Here is a 20,009-nt window from a genome sequence, read left to right on the forward strand (position 1 = left end):
GGATCAGCAGTGGCTGGGGGACGTACAGGCCGGGGTAGGTCCGGAAGTACGGCACTGAGCCGCGGGTGTACAGGAGCAGGGAACGAGCGTCCAGTTGGACGCTGGTGCCGCGCAACGGGGGGAGTTGGCCGGTGCGGTACAGGTGTGGGGCGCCGCGCCGCTGAATCCACAGCAGGTCGACATGGTCGATCTCACGCAGGTCGGCGGCTTCGTGGAATCCGTCGACCTCACTGGCGGTGAAGTTCGAGGTCTTGTGAACAACGATGCGTGCGGGCTGGTGGCCGTGGGTGGTGCGGTACTCGGCTAGGGCGTCCAGCAGCAACTGCCGGGCGTCTGAGAGCGTCAGGTGGGGCTGGCGGTCGGTCTTGGAGACCTGCGCGGTTCCGCCGCGGACGACGACGCCGTCGCCGCGTTCGTTGAACACCTGGGCGACGGCCGTGTGCAGCTCGTTTCCACTCGCGCTGCGGTAGAAGCTGACCCCGACGTAGCAGGTGGCCAGGTCGGAGCTGTGACGCTGCATGCGCCAGGGGGTCCCACCGGCCTTGTAGTACAGGGCGGTATGCAGGTTCCAGGCCCGTGTTGCCTCGTCCTGCAGCGGGCGGACGGTTTGACCGTTGGTCTTGGCCGGGATCCCGGTCCAAGTCTCCTTGCGTATCAGTTGCAAGGGGGCCGGCAGCGTTAGCGCGGCGGCCTTGAGCAGGTCGTGGAAATCACCTCCGGCCCCTTGCTCGCCCTGTTCCTCCTGGCGGTCGGTCACGACCTCCTCCGAGGGAAGAGGGTCTTCTCTGTCCCGCAGTTCTTCAGGGCGAGCGCAGATGATGACCCGGCAGCGCCCGGTCTCGGCCAGCGACCGGGCGGCGTCGGCGTAGAGCTCGACCGCATCGGCGGTGGCGGAGGCAATGTCGACGCGGGCAAGGCGGCGCAGCTGGCGTTCGGGGATCTCGCGGACGAGGGCGTCGTCGAAGACGAGCTGGGCACCGAACGGGGAGTCGCCGCTGAAACCGGGGAACGGTTGGTGAAGATTCTCCTGCCCGGGCTTCGTCTCCTTCGCTTCGATTGGGTCCTGGCAGCGCTGCAGCCAACTCCGGATGCCGTCGACCGCATGGGCGGGGCCGACCAAGGCGATGGGGATCTGACGGGGTCCGGTAGGGGAGTCGGCGTCGGCCGGGCCGAACACGCTGATGCCGTAGCGGGGATCGATGTGACGGTTTCCGGCGCGGAACTCCAGTTCCGGCTCATGAAGCACTGGTGCTTTCATTGCGGCAGCTCCCACAGTCCCTCGGCCAGCCCGTTCACGCTCGGCTTCGGCGCTGGTTCTTGCGGAATCCAGACGCTTTCGTCGATGGCGGCATCGCAGTCGAGCTGTAGGAGCTGGCCGAATCGGATGCGCTCATCCCGGCTCCTGAACAGGGTGTCATCGCCTTGCAGATAGTCGGCCCAGGCGCGTACGAGCTGGTAGACGGCATTGTTGCGTTCCAGCCGCTTGATCTTCTGGACGTACTCGGCGTCGAACAGGGAGTCGCGGTGACCGTCGATGGTGAAGTGGTAGGTGGGGTTGATCTCCAAGAACCACTGCTCACTCCAGCGGCGGAAGTACAGGCTGGCAGCGTAGTGACGGCAGAAGCTGATCTTGGTCTGGTCGTCCTTGCCGAAATACGGGGTGAAGAAGGTGCGTCCGCGGCTGCCTCGGTAGCGGCCTTTGATCTTCCGGCGGGACCGGTCGGGCGGGGCCTGCATATAGACGACCTTCTTGGTGGGATGCCAGACCAACTCGGGATGGTGGGCGGAGCGCAGCGTGAAGTTCAACAGGGACACGAAGCGCCGCTGCAGGTCGGGGTCCTCGGTGGTCGCCCATTCCTCACTGAGGACGGAGGTGACCGGCCCGTCGCAGAGCACGGCCAGCGGGCCCTCGTCCAGTCGGCACAGCGAGAAGATCCGTCCGGCAGCCAGGACGAAGCCGCTCTCGAACTGGTTGCCGTTCGATCGCATCCGCTCCCAGGCATCGCCGCGGTCACGACAGGGCGTGGACGCCTCGTAGATGAGTGGGGCGAAGCCCTCAACCTTGAGGAGGTTCGAGACCAGCTGTTCGCTTCCTTCGAGCCGCGGCAACGGCTCCCCCACGGGTACGCCCAGGGCCGACAGTCGGCTGAAGGCGTCGGGGTCGAAGCGGTCTGCGGCCTTGTCGAACTGAACGACCCGCCGGGCTTTGCGTTCAGGGTCGGCGAACCAGGTGTCGACGCGCTTCCACCATGCTTGTTGGATACGCAGGTCGACGCAGATGAGCACGACTGGTCGCCCCAGCCGAAGCCAGTAGGTGATGTGGTCGGCCTTAGAGGTCGTCTCAACTGGCTTGATCGCTAAGCTGATCGCTGTGATGGCCATGGTGGAGCGTCTGGTCCCAGACGGGTTGTGGGAGTTGTTCCAGCGGGTGGTTCCAGCGGCGCCGGTACGACCGCAAGGTGGCGGACGACGCCGGTATGGGGACCGACAGGTGCTGGCTGCCATCCTGTTCGTCGCCACGAGCGGTTGCACGTGGCGGCAGCTGCCTCCGGTCTTCGGTCCGTCCGGGCCGACCGCGCACCGCCGCTTCGGCGAGTGGAGCAGGGCCCGGGTGTGGGGCAAGCTGCACCGTCTGGTCCTGGACGAACTCGGCGCCCGTGGCGGATTGGACTGGTCGCGCTGCGCGATCGATTCGGTGAACATGCGGGCCCTCAAAGGGGGGACCTGACGGGTCCGAATCCCGTAGATCGCGGCAAGAAAGGATCAAAGATCCACCTGATCACAGAGCGGACCGGTCTGCCCCTCTCCATCGGGATCTCGGCTGCGAACACGCACGACAGCCAGGGCCTCGAACCTCTCGTCCGTGGCATCCCACCCATCCGGTCCCGCCGCGGTCCGCGTCGCCGTCGACCGGCCAAGCTGCACGGCGACAAGGGCTACGACTTCGACCGTCTGCGCTCGTGGCTCCGCTCCCGCAACATCACACCACGCATCGCCCGCCGGGGCATCGAATCCTCCCAGCGTCTCGGCCATCACCGTTGGACCGTAGAGCGCACGGTGGCATGGCTGTCCGGGTGCCGCCGTCTGCATCGTCGCTACGAGCGTAAGGCCGAACACTTTCTGGCATTCGCCGGCATCGCCGCCGCCCTGATCTGCTACCGCAGGCTGACAACCTGACCGGTGGCACCTCCGAACTGGGATGATCGATGATCCTGCCGCGATGACGACACACCCGTGAGGAGCCACATGACCGACTACCTGCCCGCAACCATGGCGATGCTCGGCCCGGGCCAGAACCGCTATGCGGACCCTGCCTCCTGGGACCATCTCCACGGCGAGCTCGGCGTGCGGTTGCCGACCGACTACCAAACCCTCGTCGACGCGTACGCTCCGATCCAGCTCAACGGCCACTTGACTTTGCACCACCCTGCCACCGAGCGCTGGAACCTGGGCGGCTGGATACGAGACACAGCTCGTATCTGGTCCGACGTGCCGTGGGACGGTCTGGACCCGGACGAGGACCCTCGGCTGCTGTTCGGACTCTCGGAGTTGAGCTTCGGCACCCCCAGCGGATTGTGGCCGATCGCCAGCACCGACCGCGGCGAGACGGTCTTCCTCGTCGCGGCGGGAACCGCAGACCCCTGGCTGCTGGTCGAAGACGGCGAAGGCGGATGGGCACGCTACGACATGAGCTTCTCTGAATGGCTCTACCGCTACCTTCTCGGCGAAGACATGGCCGGCCCTAACACCGCTGCCTTCTACCCCGGCCCGGTACAGCTGCGCCGACTTCCGATGACCGCCGACGAACGGCCAGAGCCCTGGAAGGGGCCAGCCCGCGGAATGTAACCCGGCCTGTCACAGCAGCCACAGACACCCACTACGTTGCTCGGAGAACCAAACGAGACGACCTCTTACACGTGAACTTGAATCCCGTCGCCGTCTCGCCCCGAAATCCGACTTCTGTGCCTTTCACTTGAGCCAGGACGGCGACACCGGTGACTTCCCGGTCGACATCCACGAACTCGATCTGCCCGTCGACGGCGAAGTCACGTTTGGTGTCGTTCCACACATGGCCGGCATCGGAGACGGCCTTGTCGACGAATGCTTCACCCCGGTACCCAGCCCGCTGCTGGACACTGCGCTTCGGCATCCGATCAGTGCTCCGAGAAACGCACACATGTGTGCTCCGCAGCCCTGCTGAATCTGGGCGGCCGACGGCGCGCTTTGTTGTCCCACCCCATGCAGTGATCCTCCGTCGTTCGCGCGTGGTCCGAGTCAACTCAGGATAAGAGGGACCACTGACAATGACCTGTGCACGTCCTTCGGGAAGAGTGAACCCGGAGGCTGGGTACCTGAACGTTTCGAGGTCCACACGGCAGCGGGGCCTGCTGAATGATCAACCTTTGTTTGGCTTGGGGCGAAGCGGCCGCGGGCGCGGCGACGGCCGAACTCCTCGAGTTCGGCCGTGGTCAAGAGGCGGCACGCAGCGAACACGTCGATCAGATCACGCGGCACTCCGCAGTCGGCGAGAGCGCGGATCTTCGTCCCGATCACGTCCTCCTCCGCGAGGACAAGCCTGTACGGGTTCTGGGGGACGGCCGCCAGAAGATCTCCTTGAGAATGCCGACCTCACGTCCTGCCCGGTGGCTGAGCCGGTTACGGTTAAACGGGCGGCCAGCGGGGCGGTCTCGAGCGCCTGCACCTTCCAGTCCCGGCTTCCAGACCCTACGGAGGGGCTGCGATGGCGGCCGCGGGCGCCGGGTTGTCGGTGGCGATATCGAGGTCCTGGCGGGGGCGGTTTACAAGGTGGTGCGCCCGCACGGCGTATCCGCCAGTGAGGACCAGGGGTGTACGGGGAGCCGAGCGCAGTCACATCCGCCAGCAGCCACGTGTGGAGCCCCGGCATGTCCGTCACGAGGCTGCCCGAGTGCGGGAGGCGAGCTCGGGGAAGGTGTCCTCCCAGACAGTGCGCACGGTGCGACCGACGAGTGTGCACAGCATCGGCCACAGCTGGAGGAGCAGGTCCTGGTTGAGATAGAGGGGCAGATCATCGTGCAGGCCCTCGTGTAGGACGGTGCGCTGCAGGCCCATGCGCTGGCGTGGCTTGCTGAGGTCGTACGAGGTCATCCCGGACCAAGCCATGTGCGGCGGCAGCGCCACGCCCCCTGAGTGGGTCCCTGCAGCTCGGCCAGCGACTCCGGTAGGCGCCGCCGCAACTTCTCCCGGTACAACGCGAGATCCTCGGCGTTCGCTCCCGAGAGGGCCCTCGGCGCGGGTGCGGGGCGCTGTGGGCTGGAAGGCATGACTCCATTGTCGTGGCCGGCCAAGTGGTGCGGATCATGATGTGCGAGCCGGTGTCCGCAGTGAACGCAGTCGAGCTCACGCAGGGGGAGCTGGTCGTGCCAGCCAGTTCCGCCCCCAGGAGAGATGGCTAGTTCGTCATGACGCTCGTTTGACGCTCTGGGCGTCCGTATGCAGGACAGCGAGCCGAGAAAGAGGCTTTGACCTGGCCTTTTCCGAGACTCGCTCAGGCCGACATCTTTCCGATGACCTCGCACGTGGAGTGCCTGGCGATTCTCGAACCTGCTGGCAAGGGGTCCTGACCTGCGCTTTTCTTGCCCGGGTGGGTTGCTCGACCTGTTTTCCTCCGTGCAGCGGGTTCCAGCGGACGGATCACTCCTGTAGTTCGCTGACCTGCGGATTCGTGCGCGAGGTGCATGCATCGGTCACTCCTTCAGAGGGTCGTTCGGAGATTCGTGACGCTCGAAGCGGAAGTCTCTGCTGCACCGCCGCAGGCGATGCGAGTGACCATTCCGGCCCCACTTTCCTTGGAGGCCGAGAACGCGGCCGACCGCACCACTTTGATACCGGTCAGGTATCATGGCTGTATGGCGATGACTCTCCGGCTCCCCGACGACCTTGACGCGAAGCTCACCGAGCGGGCTCGTCGGGAGGGCCGTAGCAAGCAGGAACTTGCCATTGAGGCCATCCGTGACGCGCAGAACCGGGCCGAGCTGAAGGTCGATGACGTTCTGGCCGAGCTGATGGACAGCGATGCGGAGATCCTGGACTACCTGAGGTGACTGGCGTGCGCTACCTCCAGCTCGACGAGGTCCTGGCCATCGCCCGCGCGGTCAACGGCACCGAGCACAGCGTGCGCGACATGGGCCTTCTGGTGTCAGCGATCGAGCGACCCCGGACGAACGTGTTCGGGGCCGAGTTGTATCCCACGTTGCACGAGAAGGCGGCGGCATTGCTTCACTCCGTTGCCCGTAATCACGCGCTGATCGACGGCAACAAGCGCACCGCCTGGCTCGCCATGCGTGTCTTCCTGCGGTTCAACGGCGTGAGCCCCAGTACCGTCCCGCCGCCCGTCTCCGTTGCTGGACCGTTCGTCGAGGACGTCGCGCAGGACAACGTCGATGTACCGGTCATTGCAAAGCGCCTGGCGGTCTGGTTCCCCGTTTCCTGACGTTCGACGACGCAGGGCAGGACACGCGCGTGCCCTGCCCACGAGCTGTCGAACGCCACCCACACATGGCCGCAGTGGCTGGCTCGGGAGTATCGGGCTGTGCCAATCAAAGGGCTCCGACGCCCCGCACTGGGTCCTCTGCCACGGCGTTACGTACCCGGCTCCGTCGCGATCGTCGCCTCCTGGACCAACGGCGCGACGGGGGATTCCTGGGGCGCCGCAACGGTGCCCGACTGGACGACGAGGCCATGCTGGACTCCCCGCTGACGCGGTTGTCCGCCGTGCGCCGACTGCGTGCCGCGGACGCCGAGAGTTGTAGTAACGAGGTCAGCAGAGCACGCAGCGCCTCACCGCTCCCGTCGTCGGCATCCGCGAGTCGGCGCAGACGGTCACCGTATCGTCGGCTGATCTCGCGGGCGGTGCTTTCACGTTCCGTGGCGTCAGCGGCGGGGAGCAGATTCCTCGCGTCCTGCAGGTCGTTGAACGTGTTGGGGTCCGCACCTGCGCGGGTCGGGTACCGCCCGACAAGTTCCCGGGTCTGTGTCCAGGAATCGGTGACCATGAGAGAGACCAGTGTGGTGGCACCCGACGCCGCGAACGGCCAGTTCGCTGTCCATGTGTCTTCTCCTAGGCGAGGGGAGAGCCGGAGGCGGGTGCCTCGTCGTCGTCCGGGGCGAGGGACGCCGGCGGATCGAAGTGGTGCTGAATCTCCTCGGCGGTCTCGTGGCGGTTCTGCTCCTTGATGAGGCCGGCGATCTGTGCGGCGAGCATCGGACGGCGTACGTCACCGTCGGTGAAACCGATGCTGTTCAGGAAGTCGGAGAGATGCATCGTGGCCGTTTCCCGTCCCTGCGGCGCCGAGGGAGGCTCCTCCCTGGGAAAGTCCGACGTCGTCGGCTCGCCGGCCTGCTGAGAGATCAGATCCCGAAGCCGTTCGGGAATGTCGGTGTCATTGGCCGCCGAGGTGAGCTGAGCGAGCAGGGCCAGGTCGTTCACCGTATGCTCCACGTGTTCGTCGTTCTTGGTGAGCCACCAGACCACAGCGCTGCCGGTGTTTTTGAGGACGTCCTCGCCCAGGTACCGGCGCCTGCTCTGTTCGTACTTGCGCTGGTGTACCCAGACTTCCTCGTCCTTGCGTACGTCGGCGAGCTTGTCGAGGCGTTCCTGGTCCCGTTCCGCCAGGACGAGCTGGATGTTCTCCGCCATCGCCTGGAGGTGTCCGGTGGGCTCGGGCAGCATCCGGCTGAGGGCGCCGGACAGTTCCTGCTCGACGAGTGAGGCCCGGACTGGTTCTCGTTGCTCGGTGATGGCGCGGGCCCGCTTCAGGACCGCGTCGACGGCGAGACCCGCCGGGTTGAGAACGGGGCCACTCACGGAAGCGTCGACGAGGTACCAACGCACGGTCGCGGAGAAGGCGAAGTCGTAGTCGGCCCACTTGCTGGGCAGCACGACCTGGCTGACACGCTGTTCCGTGCGTTCCACGGGGGCGGCCGTGAGCTGTTCCTCGAAAGCCACCGGTACTGTGCCGCGGCGCATCGCGGCGATCCGGAAGACGACTGCGGGGACGACGAACAGCAGCACTGCCAGCAGTGGCCAAGTCCATGCCGGCCACCGCTGAGTCAGACCGACGATGCTCAGCAGGAGGCCGCTCAGAACGGTGAGGAAGACGGTTGTGGTTTTCCGTGCGGTGGTCATGGTCGAGTACCCCCGGGTGAGGTCGTCGGCGGTGTGGCCGGAGCGATGCCTTGAGCCGCGCTGATCTTGCGGAGCAGCAGGCCGGTGATCTCCGCGGCCCGCGCCGCATCTCCCGGGCCGGTGCGCTCGGCGTCGCGGGCGCACGTGTACAGCAGAGCAAAGACCTTGCCGCGTTCCTCTGTGCACCGCTGTGCCGCGCTGACGAGGAGGTCGAGCAGGAGCCCGCCGTGCGGTCCGGCGTCGGCGGCCACCCAGTGAAACCAACGGCGTACTTCGGCCTGCCACTGCGGAGGCGGCAGTTCGGCCAGTACCGCGTGCCAACAGGTCGTCAGGGAGCCCTGTGCGCCCTGTTCGTCGACCAGCGTGTGCGAGGTGCCGGTGTGCTGTGTCAACAGTTCGGGGTCGCTGGCCTGGAGGAAGATCCCGAGATTGGCGGGTGAGAAGTCGGAATGGGCGAGACGGTCGAGCAGCACGCGGTGCAGTCGGCGGCTGCGCGCCACCAGCTCGCACAGCGCCTGCCGGGCACGCGTCGTGCCGCGCTCACGCCGGGCCAGGTGGTACAGCCTGACCAGGGCTTGATCGGGATGACTGGTCGCGAGGACGTCGGCACAGACGCGGACCAGCACCTGCGCGAGCTCCCCCTTCAGGCTCCGTTTGGCGCACCACTGGTAGATCTGCTCACGGAAGGCTCTGGCGTGCACCGGGTCCGCCAACCCGCAGGTGAGCGCATGAACAGCCGCTTCCAGACGAGGGCGGCTCGTCCCACCGGTGCTCCAGCCCTCGATGAGGGCCCCCAGCCCGTCCGCACGTCCGGTCCGCAGATATTCACCGGCCACTCGTTCCACCAGGCCGTCACGTACGACGGGGTCGAAGTGCGGGTCGTTCAGCTCCACCACGCTCGCGGCCCAGGTGCCGAGATGAGGGCGGAGATCGGGCATGTGGTCCCAGAAATGGGCACGAACGGCGGAGTCGAAGTCCAGCCTCTCGAACCGGACCTGTCCGTTGAGGGTGGCAGTGGCCGAGATCTCGAGGAGTCGCTCGGCGAGGTCCCGGTGTTGCAGCGGCGAGTCACCCTCCGACGGAGGCCCGAGGGCGCTCAGGAGTTGCTCGGCCGCGCGGTGAACGACATCGGCATGCGCCCCGTGCAGCATGGACACCGCGATCATCAGGGCCCGTTGGGGCGCCTCCCGTAGCTTGGTGACGAGCGCGGCGGCTTCCCGTCGGCCGTCGTTTCGCGCCCGCCAGGCCGCCTCACACCATTGACTGAATCCGTCTCCGGGCTGACCGGCCTCGCGTGCTCGGCGCACCAGGTCGGCGAATTCCGCGATCTCCCGCATCGGCCTGTTCGCCGTCAGGAACCCGGTGACGGTGCCATCCGGCCGGAGATATTGCTCAGGCGGCACACCGTGCAAGCGCAGATGCCGCCGCAGAACGCCGATTCCGGGTGGCTGTCCGAGCACCACACGGCAGTACTGGAGGTCGGCGTCGAGAATGCTGCGGGTCGGCATGACCACGACCAGGTGAGCCCGCTGCTCGTGCACGGCCTTGCGCAGCGCCGGGAGGTCGGCCTGGGCCGCGGCCCAGCGGCGGTCGTCCGCGGCGGACAGATCCAGCAGCAACTGATCACCGGTCCCGACCAGAGCGGGGTCCTGGAGGGACAGCTCCCCCTCCTCACCGGGCAGGAGTTCGTGGAAGACACCACTGTCCCGGTGATGTTCGTGCAGCAGTACGCGGGCCGCAGCCGACCGGCCGATGCCCGGCGCACCGTCCAGGATGACGGTGCCGGTGTCGGCGAGTACGGCACGAGCCTCACCCATGCGCGGCGGAGCGACCAGTACGTAGCGCAGTCGGTGGAGTTGGTCCTCGGCGATGCGGCGGAACGCCGGCTTGTCCGAGTCCTGCAGTTGCGTTCCGATGTAGACGTCGCCGGAGCCCGTGACCGTGACGCCCGAGTCCCGGACCCAGGTACTGGTGTACTGGCTCACCGGTCCTTGTCCTCGTGACCGTCCCGTTCACCGAACCGGTGCTGGACGGCGCCGTGGTGGTCACCTTCGGAGTACGTCATCCCGTCGCCACCCGAGACTTGACGTGAATGCGAGTAGATGTTGCCGTTCCCGGTGTGAACAGGACCGTGGGTACCCTTGACTACCGTGCCGACGTCACCGCTGAAGTCACGGCTCTGTACGGCCGTACCGTTCACGGTCCCGATGGAATTGGTAACGCTGCCCGGCGGGGGCGTCCCCGTCTCGGTCCCGGACCGGTCTTCAAGGCCGGGAACCAGGTCGGCCATCAGGTCACCGATGCGCGCGACACACACCTCGGTGTCACCGGAGTCGAACGCGATGGACTGGAGATCGGCGAGCCGCTGTAACGCGTGCGGCAGATCAGCCTTACTCAGCCGACTGGTTTTGCGTCCGTCCAGGACAGGGACCACCGGGACCTCGCACTCGAAAGCCTCCTCGATCTCCTTGCGCACCCAGTCCTCGGGATCCTCCAACCGGGTACGGAAGTTCGTCCAGTCCGGACCGATGACGGCCAGGAGTACGGAACTGCGCCGTACCGCGGCCAGCAGCCGTTCGGGCCAGCTTTCACCGGGGACGATGGATTGCGACGCGTGGAACGCGTGTCCCGGACCGAAGCGGTGCGACAATCCTTGACGCAGTAGAGCCGCGGTCTTCTCTCCGTCTCCTGTCCGGTAGTTGATGAAGATCTCGCTCATGACGGTGACTCCTCAAGAGGGATGGTCGGGCGTGACAAGGTGCCGAGCCGCGGCGCCAGCCGACGTACCGGTGGGTGGTCCAGATAGCGACCCAACACCCTGACGAGCCGTCGGAGATCGGTCGTGACGGTCGCCGAGCGCACCGCCGTCACGCCGTCGAGCAATGGCTCCGTCAGCGCGCAGGCGTGGTCGATCTCGCCAGCGCAGGCATAGGCGAGCGCGCGACGTACGCCGTACCGGACCTGCGTACGCACCGCGTCGGGGCCGACCAGAGTGAGCTGTCGATCCAGTTCCTCGCCCGCCTCGCGCGGTCGCCCGAGATCGACGAGGCACCAGCCGGTGACCATGCCGACCGAATCGGGAAGATGCATGGATCCGATCACCGGGCCGTCAGCACCTTCGGCAGTGCCGTCCCGGCGGGCGAGCAGAGTACGAGCCCGGTCCAGGGCACGTAGACAGGCGCCGACATCACCGGCGAGGGCGTGACCCTGCGCTTCGCGCTGTGCGGCGAGACCGCGGATCCGTGACGGCAGCACGTCGTTCTGCGCCCGGCGGGCCAGCGCGATCGTCTGCTCGGCGTCCTCCCTGTACAGCGTGACCAACGCCCTACGGACCAGCGCATAACCTGCCAGTGCCTGATCACCGCCGGCGGCGGCCAGGTCGACCGCACGCTGTGTCCACCACAGCGCCGCACGCTCGTCCCCCGTCTCCTGCACCAGCCAGCCCGCGTACTCGGCGTACCGGGAACCGAGTGCCAGCAGGCGACGCCTGGTGCCGCTGTCGCTCTGCGCCGACAGCTCCCGCAGCGTGTGTGTCTGCGCGATCAGAACGGGCAGGAGCAGGCCGGGATCCACGGTCTGCCCGAGTCTGCGGTAGTGCGTGAACAGGGAGCGTGAGGCTTCCAGCATGCCCGCGCCGGCGGTTGGGGAAGCCGGACCTGATCCGTTCGACCTCCAGGTCATCAGCGAGGCGACGCCGGCATTCATCACCTCACGGCGGCCCACGGGCCCGAACGAATTCGGGCCGTCCGGTGACAACTGCATCATCCAGTTCTCCTCCTCGACCCGGCCTGGGGCCGACACGGCAAGTGAGTCGACAGCGGTAGGGGTGCCCAGGGCGATCAGTGCCCCATCGGCACCGAGTGCGGCGTCGCACAGCCGCGCGAGATCTCGGCTGTGCGCCTTGATGCCCCGCTCGACCTTGCTGAGCTGCGCCTTGCTGTAGTGCACGAGACCGGACAGGTCCGTCAGGCTCAGTCCGGCCTCCAGACGCCGCTTCCTCAGTTCCTCGCCGAACGATGTGGACGGATGTGGCACGGGCACCTCCCGAACCCGGTCGTCCGGGCTGAGGCGGTACTGCACGGAAGAGTGCGGCACCAACTCCCGGACGGACAAGGCGATCGAAGCTGTTTCCCGTTTCCTTCTCCTATGGCGAGTGCGGCAAGCTCGTGCGGGGCAGTTGGGTTTCCCGAAGACCGATGCTCGTGTTTCCGGCGGGCGGGTGGCTGCCTTCGTTTTCAGTGAGTGCGAGAGGGGCACTGGGGCGCCTGCTACGCCGAACACACGACGCCGGGGAGGCGACGGTGTCACCGCGGTTTGAGGGCTGCTGAAGATCACCACCCGCAGGCCACACCGATGGTCCTGTCCCGCTGGCTGGGCAGCGACAAACGCAGGCGGCGATGGGCCTATGACGCGCCGTGCTCGCCGCCGACCTGCCTGGTTGGCGTGCTGGTCGGAGTCGGCGCATTCGCGGGCGCGGCCACTGGACGAGAGGATGTGGCTGGAGTTGATGCACCTTGGCGCCGTAGATTGTCCGGCCCTTTACGGACGCTGGCTTCATCACCGAATGCACTGTCGTCCACGCGGACACTGGGACGTCCTGCCGCTCGTCAACGTGACGCTCGTTTGACGCTCCAGGTACTCAGACACAGGACGTCGAGCTAAGAGAATAGCTCTGACCTGGACTTTTCCACGGAGTGCTCAGGTCGACGCCTTTTCGATGACGTCGCATGTGGAGTGCGTGGCGATCCTTGAGCCTGAGGCCAAGCGGTCCTGACCTGCGCTTCTGTTGTCCGGGTGGGTACTCGACCTGTTTCCCTCCGTGGAACGGTCCGAGCGATGGATCGATCTTTGCGGATCGCTGACCTACGGGTTCGTGAGTGAGGTGCCTGCGTGGGCGACGCCCTCGCAGGGGCTTTCGGGCATTCTTGACGCTCGGACGACGCCCGAAGCGGAAGTCTCTGCTGCACCTTCGCAGGCGCTGCGAGCCGCCATCTTCGCCCACGCTTTGGCGCGCGAGACTTGACCGCGCCACCTGATACCGGTCAGGTACCAGCACGAATGGCGATGACACTCCGACTCCCTGACGACCTGGACGCGAAGCCTACGGAGCGGGCCCGCCAGGAGGGCCGCACCAAGCAGGAACTTGCCATCGAGGCTATCCGTGACGCCCAGGACCGGGCCGAGCTGAAGGTCGATGACGTCCTGGTCGAACTCATGGACGGCGATGCGGAGATCCTGGGATACCTGAAGTGACCGGTGAGCGCTACCTCCAGATCGACGAAATCCTGGCAGGCCGTATGCTCCGCCGACTGCGCGAGCTGTGGCCGGGGCGTGCTCAGACTGGCCGCGAGGGGGCTCGTAGCGCGACTTGGAATCCGCCTTGCGGGGTGGGCTCGGCGGAGAGGGAGCCGTCGAGGAGTTCGGCGCGTTGCTTGAGGCCGATCAGGCCGTGGTGCGCGCTGGGGAGCGGGGCGGGCGGGCGGGTGGTGCGGTGCTGCTGATGGTCACGCCTCCGCATTGATGTGGGTGTTCTTGTGGGTGCGTCCTGACTCGGTGGCCACCGCCGTCTGCCATGCGCCCGGGCGCATGCCTGTCGCCTTGCGGAAGAACACCGAGAAGTTCGATGCGTCGGGGAAGCCGAGCACGTCGGCGCAGCGGGCGGCGGTGAGGCGGTCGTGTGCGAGGAGCCGTTTGGCTTCCAGGGTGATCCGTTCGACGATGTACGCCTTCGCGGTGCGGCCGGTGGCCTGCTGCACCGCTCGTGAGAGGGTGCGGGGCGCGTAACCCAGCGTGCGGGCGTAGTGGCCGGCGTCGTGGTGTTGCCGGAAGTGTGCTTCGACGCTGGTGCGGAACAGCCGGAACTCCGGATGGGTGAGTCGTGCTTCTGCGTGCGGTGGGTGCAGCCGGGTGATGAGCGCGGAGAGGAGGATTCCGGGCAGCTCCGTCCGGGAGTCATCGGGTGGGGCGGATGCTTCGAGGAGGAGGTGGCTGCGCGCCGTGTCGACGAAGGGCCAGTCGGCGTCGGGGATGCTCCAGTGCGCGGCCGGGTCGGGGGAGGCGGCCAGTTCTCGGGTGGCGTGGGTGACCGGCGCGGTCGGCACGAACAGTACGAGGTGTCCTGACACGTCGGCGATGTCGTCCCACCGGTGCACCGCGCCGGGTGGAATCCACACCGCGGACCGGTCTTGGAGCGGGTGGCGGCGGAAGTCGACGGTGACCGAGCCGGGGCCGGCGTCGACGACGGCGAGGACGTGGAAGTCGGCGCGCTGCGTGCCGCCGTCGTTCAGCTCGCGAAGGCGGCCGAACGTCATCGTCTCGACTGAGCCGGCGGGGCGTCCCGCAGGCTGGTAGGTCATCTGCCGGATCATGCTCACGTGTCCAGTTTTCACCATCGGGTGACCAGTCACTCCAATGACCCGCCCGGGTGTAGAAGTTTCAATGAATGCACGGGGCAATCGCCCAGCGCATCGACCGGGGAAGAGTCATCATGGACACGACGCAGCAGACGCTACTGCCCACTTACGACCATCGGACGGGGGCCGGACCGACTCTGGTGTTCCTGCACTACTGGGGTGGTTCCGCCCGCACCTGGGACCTCGTCGTCGACCGCCTGGCGGGCCGTGACGTGCTCACGGTCGACTTCCGCGGGTGGAGCCGGTCGAGCGCTCTGCCCGGTCCCTACACGCTCGGTCAGCTCGCCGACGACACACTCGCCGTGCTCGCGGACGCGGGGGTCACCGACTACGTCCTGGTGGGGCATTCCATGGGCGGCAAGGTCGCCCAGCTGGTCGCGGCCACCCGGCCCGCCGGCCTCCGTGGCATGGTCCTCGTCGGCTCCGGCCCGGCGAAGCCTGCCGCACAGGTCACTCCCGAGTACCAGCAAGCCCTGTCGCACGCCTACGACTCCGCCGAGTCCGTGGCCGGGGCACGGGATCACGTCCTCACCGCGACCGAGCTGCCCGGGCCGGTCAGGGCGCAGATCGTGACCGACTCGCGGACCGTCGCCGACGCCGCCCGCACCGAGTGGCCGCTGCACGGCATCGCGCAGGACGTCACCGAACACACCCGCATGATCGACGTACCCGCTCTCGTCATCGCGGGAGAGCGCGACCAGGTGGAACCCGTCGGCGTGCTCCGCGACAACCTGGTGCCCTACCTCTCGCACCCAGACTTCGTGGTGGTCCCCCGCACCGGTCACCTGATCCCGCTGGAAGCCCCGGCTGACCTCGTCGACGCCATCACCGCATTCGCGCCGGCAGCCTGACCGTCCCCGTGGCCCGACGGCCGGCCGCGCCCCTGATCACCCCACACATGCCGCAGGACAGGGATCTGGTCGATGAAGGCTTCGGCCTGGGGGCAGACGCTGAGGGGGCCGGCCGTGGCCGTGAAGGACGACGACCGGCCCGGAGCGAGAAGCTGGAGCTCGGATCGTCTACGAACGGCATCTGGCCACCAGCACCCTTACCGCACGAGGATACGAACAGCTGTCCACGCCAATGGCCATAACCCGACCGGATTTTCGAGGGTTCGTGCCTCGCCGCGACCGGCAGTAACTTCATGTGGTCAGACCGGCGCTGGTCAGCCAGATGTGTGCGCATGTCGCCGACGCATTGTGGAGCTCCTCGCGGGATTCCTGTGAGGCGTGGTAGAAGGTCCGTTCGATCATCCAGCACAGGGCGCGTGCCATCGCCGGGGCCTGGTCCGGTGCGGTGCCGGACTGGATGCCGGCACGTTCCAGGACGGCGGTGATGGCCGCGATGAACAGGTCGGCCGTGTGGTTCCACAGCTCGCCGATCTCCGGCACGGTCAACGACAGGTCGATCGCCGTGCGCATGACCAGGCCGTGCTCGTTCCACAGCTCGACCGTGCGCTGCATGGCCGCCGCGATGGCCCGGCGCGGCTCGTCGACCTGCGCGGTGGCCCTCGACCGTTCCCACAGGTGCTCGACGGTCCGGGCCACGAGTGCGGTGACCACTTCTTGCTTGGAACCGTAGTAGAAGTACAGCGCGCCGCGGGTGATGCCGGCGCCCTGGGCGATGTCGCCGACGGTCATGGCGTCGTATCCCTTGTCCGCCAGCAGGGCCTCGCAGGTGTCGAGGATGGCCCGCTCCCGGACGTCGCCCTTGCGTTCGGCGGCGCGACGGCTCCGTGCGGGGTGGTGGCCGGGCGTCACAGCTGCGCGCCGTCGGCGAAGTCGGTCGTACGGGAGAGTGCCTCCCATGCGCGGATGTCCTCGTCCACGGCCGTGCGTGCGGCGGTGACCAGTCGCAGCGCGTCGGAGCCCAGGACGAGGTGGGCCGGCGGGCGTTCGAGCGATGCGATGTGCACGAGGGCGTCCCCGGCTTTGGCCGGGTTGCCCAGCTGGTTGCCGCTGGCCTTCTGCCGTGCTTCGCGGATGGGGGCGAAGAGCTCGTCGTAGTCGTCGACGGTCCGTGCGGCGCGTGTCATGGACCGTCCGGCCCAGTCGGTGCGGAAGGAGCCGGGCTCGATCGCCGTCACGTGGATGCCGAACTGCGCGACTTCCTTGCCCAGCGCCTCGAGGATGCCCTCCAGGGCGAACTTGCTGCCGCAGTAGGCGGACATGCCGGGCACGGCCATGAGTCCGCCCATGGAGGTGACGGCCATCAGGTGTCCGTGGCGGCGTGCGCGCATGTGGGGCAGCGCCGCCTGCAGGGTGGCCGCCGCTCCGAAAACGTTGACCTCGAACTGCCGCCGCACCTCGGCCAGCGGGGTTTCCTCGAAGGTTCCTTCCAGGCCGTAGCCGGCATTGGCGACGACGACGTCCAGCGGGCCGACGTTCTGCTCCACCTCCGCGACCACACCGGGGACGGCGTCGTCGTCCGTCACGTCCAGCAGGCGACCGTGAGCCGTACCGGGCCCGAGTTCTTCGAAGGCCCGCAGGCCCTCCTCGGAGCGGACGGTGCCGACGACGGTATGGCCTGCAGCCAGGGCGGCCTCGGCGAAGGCGCGTCCGAGGCCCGTGCTGACGCCGGTGATGAGCCAGTTCTGCTTCTGCACTGTTCCTCCAGAGAGGTCTTGCGAGGAGCCGGACCGCTCCCTCCAGCAAGAAGTCTACATACTGTAGATTTTTACCGTCACCACGTTAATTCTCATGGTGGGCAGGCCCGGCTCGGATGAAGGTTCGATCTCGTGAAGGGGCCGCGTCATGGCACGACCCTTCCGGCACCCGCGGTGCCGCCGCCGGTCACGTCGACGCCAGTGCCTCTGTGTGTGTGGGGGGGGGAAGGCGTGCCGCGCGGACCGAGGGGTGGACACCGGCCGCCATGCCGATCAGCACGGCGCCCAGACAGCCACCCGTGACCGAGGTCAGCGGTATCACCGCCGGCCAGACCTGGTAGTGCGCGTAGTTGATGTCCGCGAGGGCGCCGAACAGGGTTCCGGCGAGTGCGCCGAGCAGCGACAGGCCCACGGACTCGGTGAGGAACTGGACGCGTATCTGACCGCGGGTCGCGCCCAGTGCCCGGCGCAGCCCGATGTCCCTTCGGCGCTCCAGGACCGAGATGACCATGGTGTTGGCCACGCCGATGCCGCCTACCAGTGCCTACCAGCAGTGCGACACCGGCCAGGCCCAGGAAGAGCGAGGAGAAGCTGCTCTGTGTGGCGCGTTTGGCCGCCAGGGCGTCGGACGGGCGGCTGACCTGGACCTGTCCGGGCTGCTCCGGGAACACGGTGGCGGGGAGTACGCACCGTACGTCTTCCAGATGAGCGTCCCGTGCCTTGACGAAGATGGCCGTGGGGTTTCTCTCGAAGCGCAGTGTCCTCTTGGCGGCGGGCCATCCCGTCAGTACGGCGTTGTCGAGATCGTCGGAAAGCGGTACGGAGTGGAGGATGCCGATCACGGTGAACCACGACTTGTTGATCTGTATCTGTGGAGCCGGGTCGTTCTCGGGGATTTCCCCGATGCCGAGTTGGCGGGCGGCCCGGTAGCCCAGGACGACCGTGGGAACTGCTCGTCGGCGGCGCTGAAGAACCTGCCCGAGAAGATTTCTCCTCCCACCACGCTCCGCACGTCGCGTCGGGTCGCGAGGACACTGAGTCCGGTACCGGAGAGGTCGTCGTCACCGATGACGTCGGAACGCCGGACCGCGGCATGGGTGTTGGCCACGGCGCTCGCCTCGGTGACCGGTTTGATGCGGCGCACCATGTTGATCGATTCCTCGGGCAGTTCGACCTGCACGGCCTGTCCCGAAAACGGCGGCACTCGCGGCATGGTGGACCCGAGCGCCGTCATCTCGTCCATCAGCGCCCGCTGGCTGGAGGCCGGGATCCCGGTCACCACCATCATCGTGGCGACGCCGATCGAGATACCGAGTGCCGACAGCGCGGCGCGCAGCTTGCGGGTGCGCAGGCCGAGTAGCCCCAGGACCAGCACATCGAGAGGGGCGAGACGCACCGGTCCGATCCTGCCTTCGGCGTGATCCGTGTTCGGCGGCGTGACGGCGCACCTGGCCGGCGAGGGCCGGTGTCACGGAAGGGCTGGCCGCGATCAGCCGGTGGATTTCCGGGAGCAGTTCGATGACGAAGTCGTTGGGAGCCACGACGCGTCGCCGGCCGACGATCAGGCTGCTGTCAGAGCGCAGGTGATCCTGTGCTGTCCGCGGGGCTGTCCTCCGTCTGGCCGAGGGTCCGTGTCTTCTGGGCGACATCCCCTTGGCGTGGACGGTAGCCGCCGAAGGGAGGCGCCATGTCGGACGATCCGACGGGCCCGTTGGGTACGGCAATGCGGGAGGTCACGTTTCCGGACCAGTCTCGCGGGATCATCTTGGTACGGGCGGGAACACCGCAGGACGAGGCCGAGGCGATGGCCGCCCGTGTGTGGGCCGAGATGCCGCAAGGCTGACCTGCACGAACGCAGACAACTCATACCATCCTCACACGCATTTTCCTGAGCCGTCGGCCATGGAACGGAACCAGCCGTACGAACCCCGCACCGGTGCATGGCGCCACCTGTACGTGTCAATCGCCTGGGACGGAGGCGCCGTGGCGGTCTCTGCGACGAGTCCGGGGCTACGCAGGGCGAGGAGCCAGCTGGCCTCTGAGAAAAGTGGCTCTGACCTGGTCTTTCCGTGGCTCGCTCAGGCCGACATCGTTCCGATGACGTCGCACGTGGAGTGCGTGGCGATTCTGGAGCCTGCGGACAGGGGTGCCTGACCTGCGGGTTTGTGGCGGGGGGCGGGCGTTCGACCTGTTTCCGTCCGCTCAGCGGGTCGAGCGGACGGATCGATCCTCGCAGGCTGCCTGACCTGCGCATTCATGAGGGAGACGCCCGCATCGGCGGCGTCTTCCGGGTCGCGTTGGGAGCTTCTTGACGCTCGGATGCCGTTTGCCTCGGGGCCCTGGGCCAGTCGCATTGCTCTGGTCACTGGGGCGATCCCGGGGCGATTTCGGTACCTCGGACCATGCTGGGCAGGTTCAGTTCCCAGATCCTTCGATGTGCTTCGGGTTGGGAAGCCGGTGGGGACGGTGATGGCGGCGCAGACGTCCCCCGGGGACTCAGAGGGTGTCGTCGGCCTTTGCCCGAAGTGGTTGCCGAAGTCCTCTCGGAACCGCTCCCGGGGCTGTCGCACCGCGGTGAGGGACGTACGGCGAAACCGGCCGAGCGGCCTTCGGCGGCGCGGTGGCGGTCGGTGACAGACGGGGTTTCGGTCGTGTCCACACGACGTCGATCAGGCCGGCGCCCGGGACCGCCGACTGTGTCGGACCCAGGCGCCTGCTTGCGGATCGATGGTCGAGCGGGTGCGCCCTGCCGGACAGGGTGAGGGCATGGCGCCCCTGCTACCCGACCACCGTGTGTGTCACCGTGCCGCAGGTGGCGACGACC

General features: G+C 67.4%; 18 protein-coding genes and 2 pseudogenes. 7 read left to right on the forward strand and 13 right to left on the reverse strand.

All coding sequences use genetic code 11. The annotated features are described in order from the left end of the window. Nucleotides 1-1,254: 1,254 nt before the first annotated feature. Nucleotides 1,255-2,382 carry a DUF4365 domain-containing protein gene (locus C4J65_RS26470; RefSeq protein ID WP_115744639.1) on the reverse strand — a complete coding sequence of 376 codons (1,128 nt, stop codon included), beginning with the start codon at nt 2,380-2,382 and terminating at the stop codon, nt 1,255-1,257. On the opposite strand from C4J65_RS26470, the gene C4J65_RS26475 reads away from it, so the two are divergent. Beyond that, nucleotides 2,381-3,177 (forward strand): IS5 family transposase gene (locus C4J65_RS26475; RefSeq protein WP_162833630.1). Its coding sequence is split into 2 segments (ribosomal slippage): nt 2,381-2,714 and nt 2,714-3,177, totalling 798 coding nucleotides; the frame shifts between segments, so codons are not numbered across the junction. The genes C4J65_RS26470 and C4J65_RS26475 overlap by 2 nt on opposite strands. Before the next feature lie 69 nt (nt 3,178-3,246). Beyond that, nucleotides 3,247-3,846 (forward strand): SMI1/KNR4 family protein, encoded by a 600-nt coding sequence (locus tag C4J65_RS26480; protein ID WP_115744641.1) that lies wholly within the window; start codon nt 3,247-3,249, stop codon nt 3,844-3,846. A gap of 31 nt (nt 3,847-3,877) precedes the next feature. On the opposite strand, the gene C4J65_RS26485 is transcribed toward C4J65_RS26480, so the two are convergent. From C4J65_RS26485 to C4J65_RS26495, 3 genes and pseudogenes are all read right to left on the reverse strand, one after another. Next, the gene (locus C4J65_RS26485) at nt 3,878-4,150 is read right to left on the reverse strand and encodes a DUF4365 domain-containing protein (protein WP_115744642.1); all 273 of its coding nucleotides are present in this window, start codon (nt 4,148-4,150) and stop codon (nt 3,878-3,880) included. 269 nt (nt 4,151-4,419) lie between these two features. Next, nucleotides 4,420-4,915: pseudogene (locus C4J65_RS37220) on the reverse strand (hypothetical protein); the annotation flags it as partial. Beyond that, nucleotides 4,912-5,303: pseudogene (locus C4J65_RS26495) on the reverse strand (hypothetical protein). The pseudogenes C4J65_RS26495 and C4J65_RS37220, both read right to left, overlap by 4 nt. Before the next feature lie 585 nt (nt 5,304-5,888). Here C4J65_RS26495 and C4J65_RS37225 point away from each other — a divergent pair. Both C4J65_RS37225 and C4J65_RS26505 read left to right on the forward strand, forming a co-directional pair. Continuing rightward, the gene (locus C4J65_RS37225) at nt 5,889-6,083 is read left to right on the forward strand and encodes a ribbon-helix-helix protein, CopG family (protein WP_115746637.1); all 195 of its coding nucleotides are present in this window, start codon (nt 5,889-5,891) and stop codon (nt 6,081-6,083) included. Beyond that, the gene (locus C4J65_RS26505) at nt 6,080-6,472 is read left to right on the forward strand and encodes a type II toxin-antitoxin system death-on-curing family toxin (RefSeq protein ID WP_115744643.1); all 393 of its coding nucleotides are present in this window, start codon (nt 6,080-6,082) and stop codon (nt 6,470-6,472) included. Before C4J65_RS37225 ends, C4J65_RS26505 begins: the two co-directional genes overlap by 4 nt. A 627-nt stretch (nt 6,473-7,099) precedes the next feature. On the opposite strand, the gene C4J65_RS36825 is transcribed toward C4J65_RS26505, so the two are convergent. The 4 genes from C4J65_RS36825 to C4J65_RS26535 are packed head-to-tail and all read right to left on the reverse strand — an operon-like array spanning nt 7,100 to nt 12,202. Further along, on the reverse strand, nt 7,100-8,167 hold the full coding sequence (locus C4J65_RS36825) for a hypothetical protein (RefSeq protein WP_240330512.1): 1,068 nt from the start codon (nt 8,165-8,167) through the stop codon (nt 7,100-7,102). Then, nucleotides 8,164-10,152: a hypothetical protein gene (locus C4J65_RS26525; RefSeq protein ID WP_115744644.1), complete on the reverse strand. Its 1,989-nt coding sequence runs from the start codon at nt 10,150-10,152 to the stop codon at nt 8,164-8,166. The genes C4J65_RS36825 and C4J65_RS26525 overlap by 4 nt, the downstream gene beginning before the upstream one ends. Continuing rightward, entirely contained in the window at nt 10,149-10,886 is a 738-nt protein-coding gene (locus C4J65_RS26530; RefSeq protein WP_115744645.1) for a toll/interleukin-1 receptor domain-containing protein, read from the reverse strand. Before C4J65_RS26530 ends, C4J65_RS26525 begins: the two co-directional genes overlap by 4 nt. Next, nucleotides 10,883-12,202: a helix-turn-helix transcriptional regulator gene (locus C4J65_RS26535; protein WP_115746639.1), complete on the reverse strand. Its 1,320-nt coding sequence runs from the start codon at nt 12,200-12,202 to the stop codon at nt 10,883-10,885. The genes C4J65_RS26530 and C4J65_RS26535 overlap by 4 nt, the downstream gene beginning before the upstream one ends. A 1,023-nt stretch (nt 12,203-13,225) precedes the next feature. On the opposite strand from C4J65_RS26535, the gene C4J65_RS26540 reads away from it, so the two are divergent. Then, on the forward strand, nt 13,226-13,420 hold the full coding sequence (locus C4J65_RS26540) for a hypothetical protein (RefSeq protein ID WP_115744646.1): 195 nt from the start codon (nt 13,226-13,228) through the stop codon (nt 13,418-13,420). A 251-nt stretch (nt 13,421-13,671) separates the two neighbouring features. On the opposite strand, the gene C4J65_RS26550 is transcribed toward C4J65_RS26540, so the two are convergent. Then, nucleotides 13,672-14,559: a helix-turn-helix transcriptional regulator gene (locus tag C4J65_RS26550; protein WP_240330513.1), complete on the reverse strand. Its 888-nt coding sequence runs from the start codon at nt 14,557-14,559 to the stop codon at nt 13,672-13,674. Between the two features lie 95 nt (nt 14,560-14,654). Here C4J65_RS26550 and C4J65_RS26555 point away from each other — a divergent pair, with 95 nt between their 5' ends. Then, nucleotides 14,655-15,431, forward strand: coding sequence for an alpha/beta hydrolase (locus tag C4J65_RS26555; RefSeq protein ID WP_115744648.1), 777 nt, complete (start codon nt 14,655-14,657; stop codon nt 15,429-15,431). A 291-nt stretch (nt 15,432-15,722) separates the two neighbouring features. On the opposite strand, the gene C4J65_RS26560 is transcribed toward C4J65_RS26555, so the two are convergent. From C4J65_RS26560 to C4J65_RS37235, 4 genes are all read right to left on the reverse strand, one after another. Continuing rightward, nucleotides 15,723-16,388 (reverse strand): TetR/AcrR family transcriptional regulator, encoded by a 666-nt coding sequence (locus C4J65_RS26560; RefSeq protein ID WP_240330514.1) that lies wholly within the window; start codon nt 16,386-16,388, stop codon nt 15,723-15,725. After that, a complete protein-coding gene (locus C4J65_RS26565; protein ID WP_115744650.1) occupies nt 16,337-17,185 on the reverse strand; it encodes an oxidoreductase in 849 nt (282 codons plus the stop codon). Before C4J65_RS26565 ends, C4J65_RS26560 begins: the two co-directional genes overlap by 52 nt. 187 nt (nt 17,186-17,372) lie before the next feature. After that, nucleotides 17,373-17,726 carry an ABC transporter permease gene (locus tag C4J65_RS37230; RefSeq protein ID WP_346265892.1) on the reverse strand — a complete coding sequence of 118 codons (354 nt, stop codon included), beginning with the start codon at nt 17,724-17,726 and terminating at the stop codon, nt 17,373-17,375. A 297-nt stretch (nt 17,727-18,023) separates the two neighbouring features. Then, nucleotides 18,024-18,581 carry an ABC transporter permease gene (locus C4J65_RS37235; protein WP_346265885.1) on the reverse strand — a complete coding sequence of 186 codons (558 nt, stop codon included), beginning with the start codon at nt 18,579-18,581 and terminating at the stop codon, nt 18,024-18,026. Nucleotides 18,582-18,872: 291 nt separating this feature from the next. Between C4J65_RS37235 and C4J65_RS36410 the strand changes: the two genes are divergently transcribed. After that, nucleotides 18,873-19,028, forward strand: coding sequence for a hypothetical protein (locus C4J65_RS36410; RefSeq protein WP_205351065.1), 156 nt, complete (start codon nt 18,873-18,875; stop codon nt 19,026-19,028). Nucleotides 19,029-20,009 lie beyond the last annotated feature (981 nt).

The sequence above is a fragment of the Streptomyces sp. CB09001 genome (genome assembly GCF_003369795.1).
Lineage (GTDB): Bacteria > Actinomycetota > Actinomycetes > Streptomycetales > Streptomycetaceae > Streptomyces.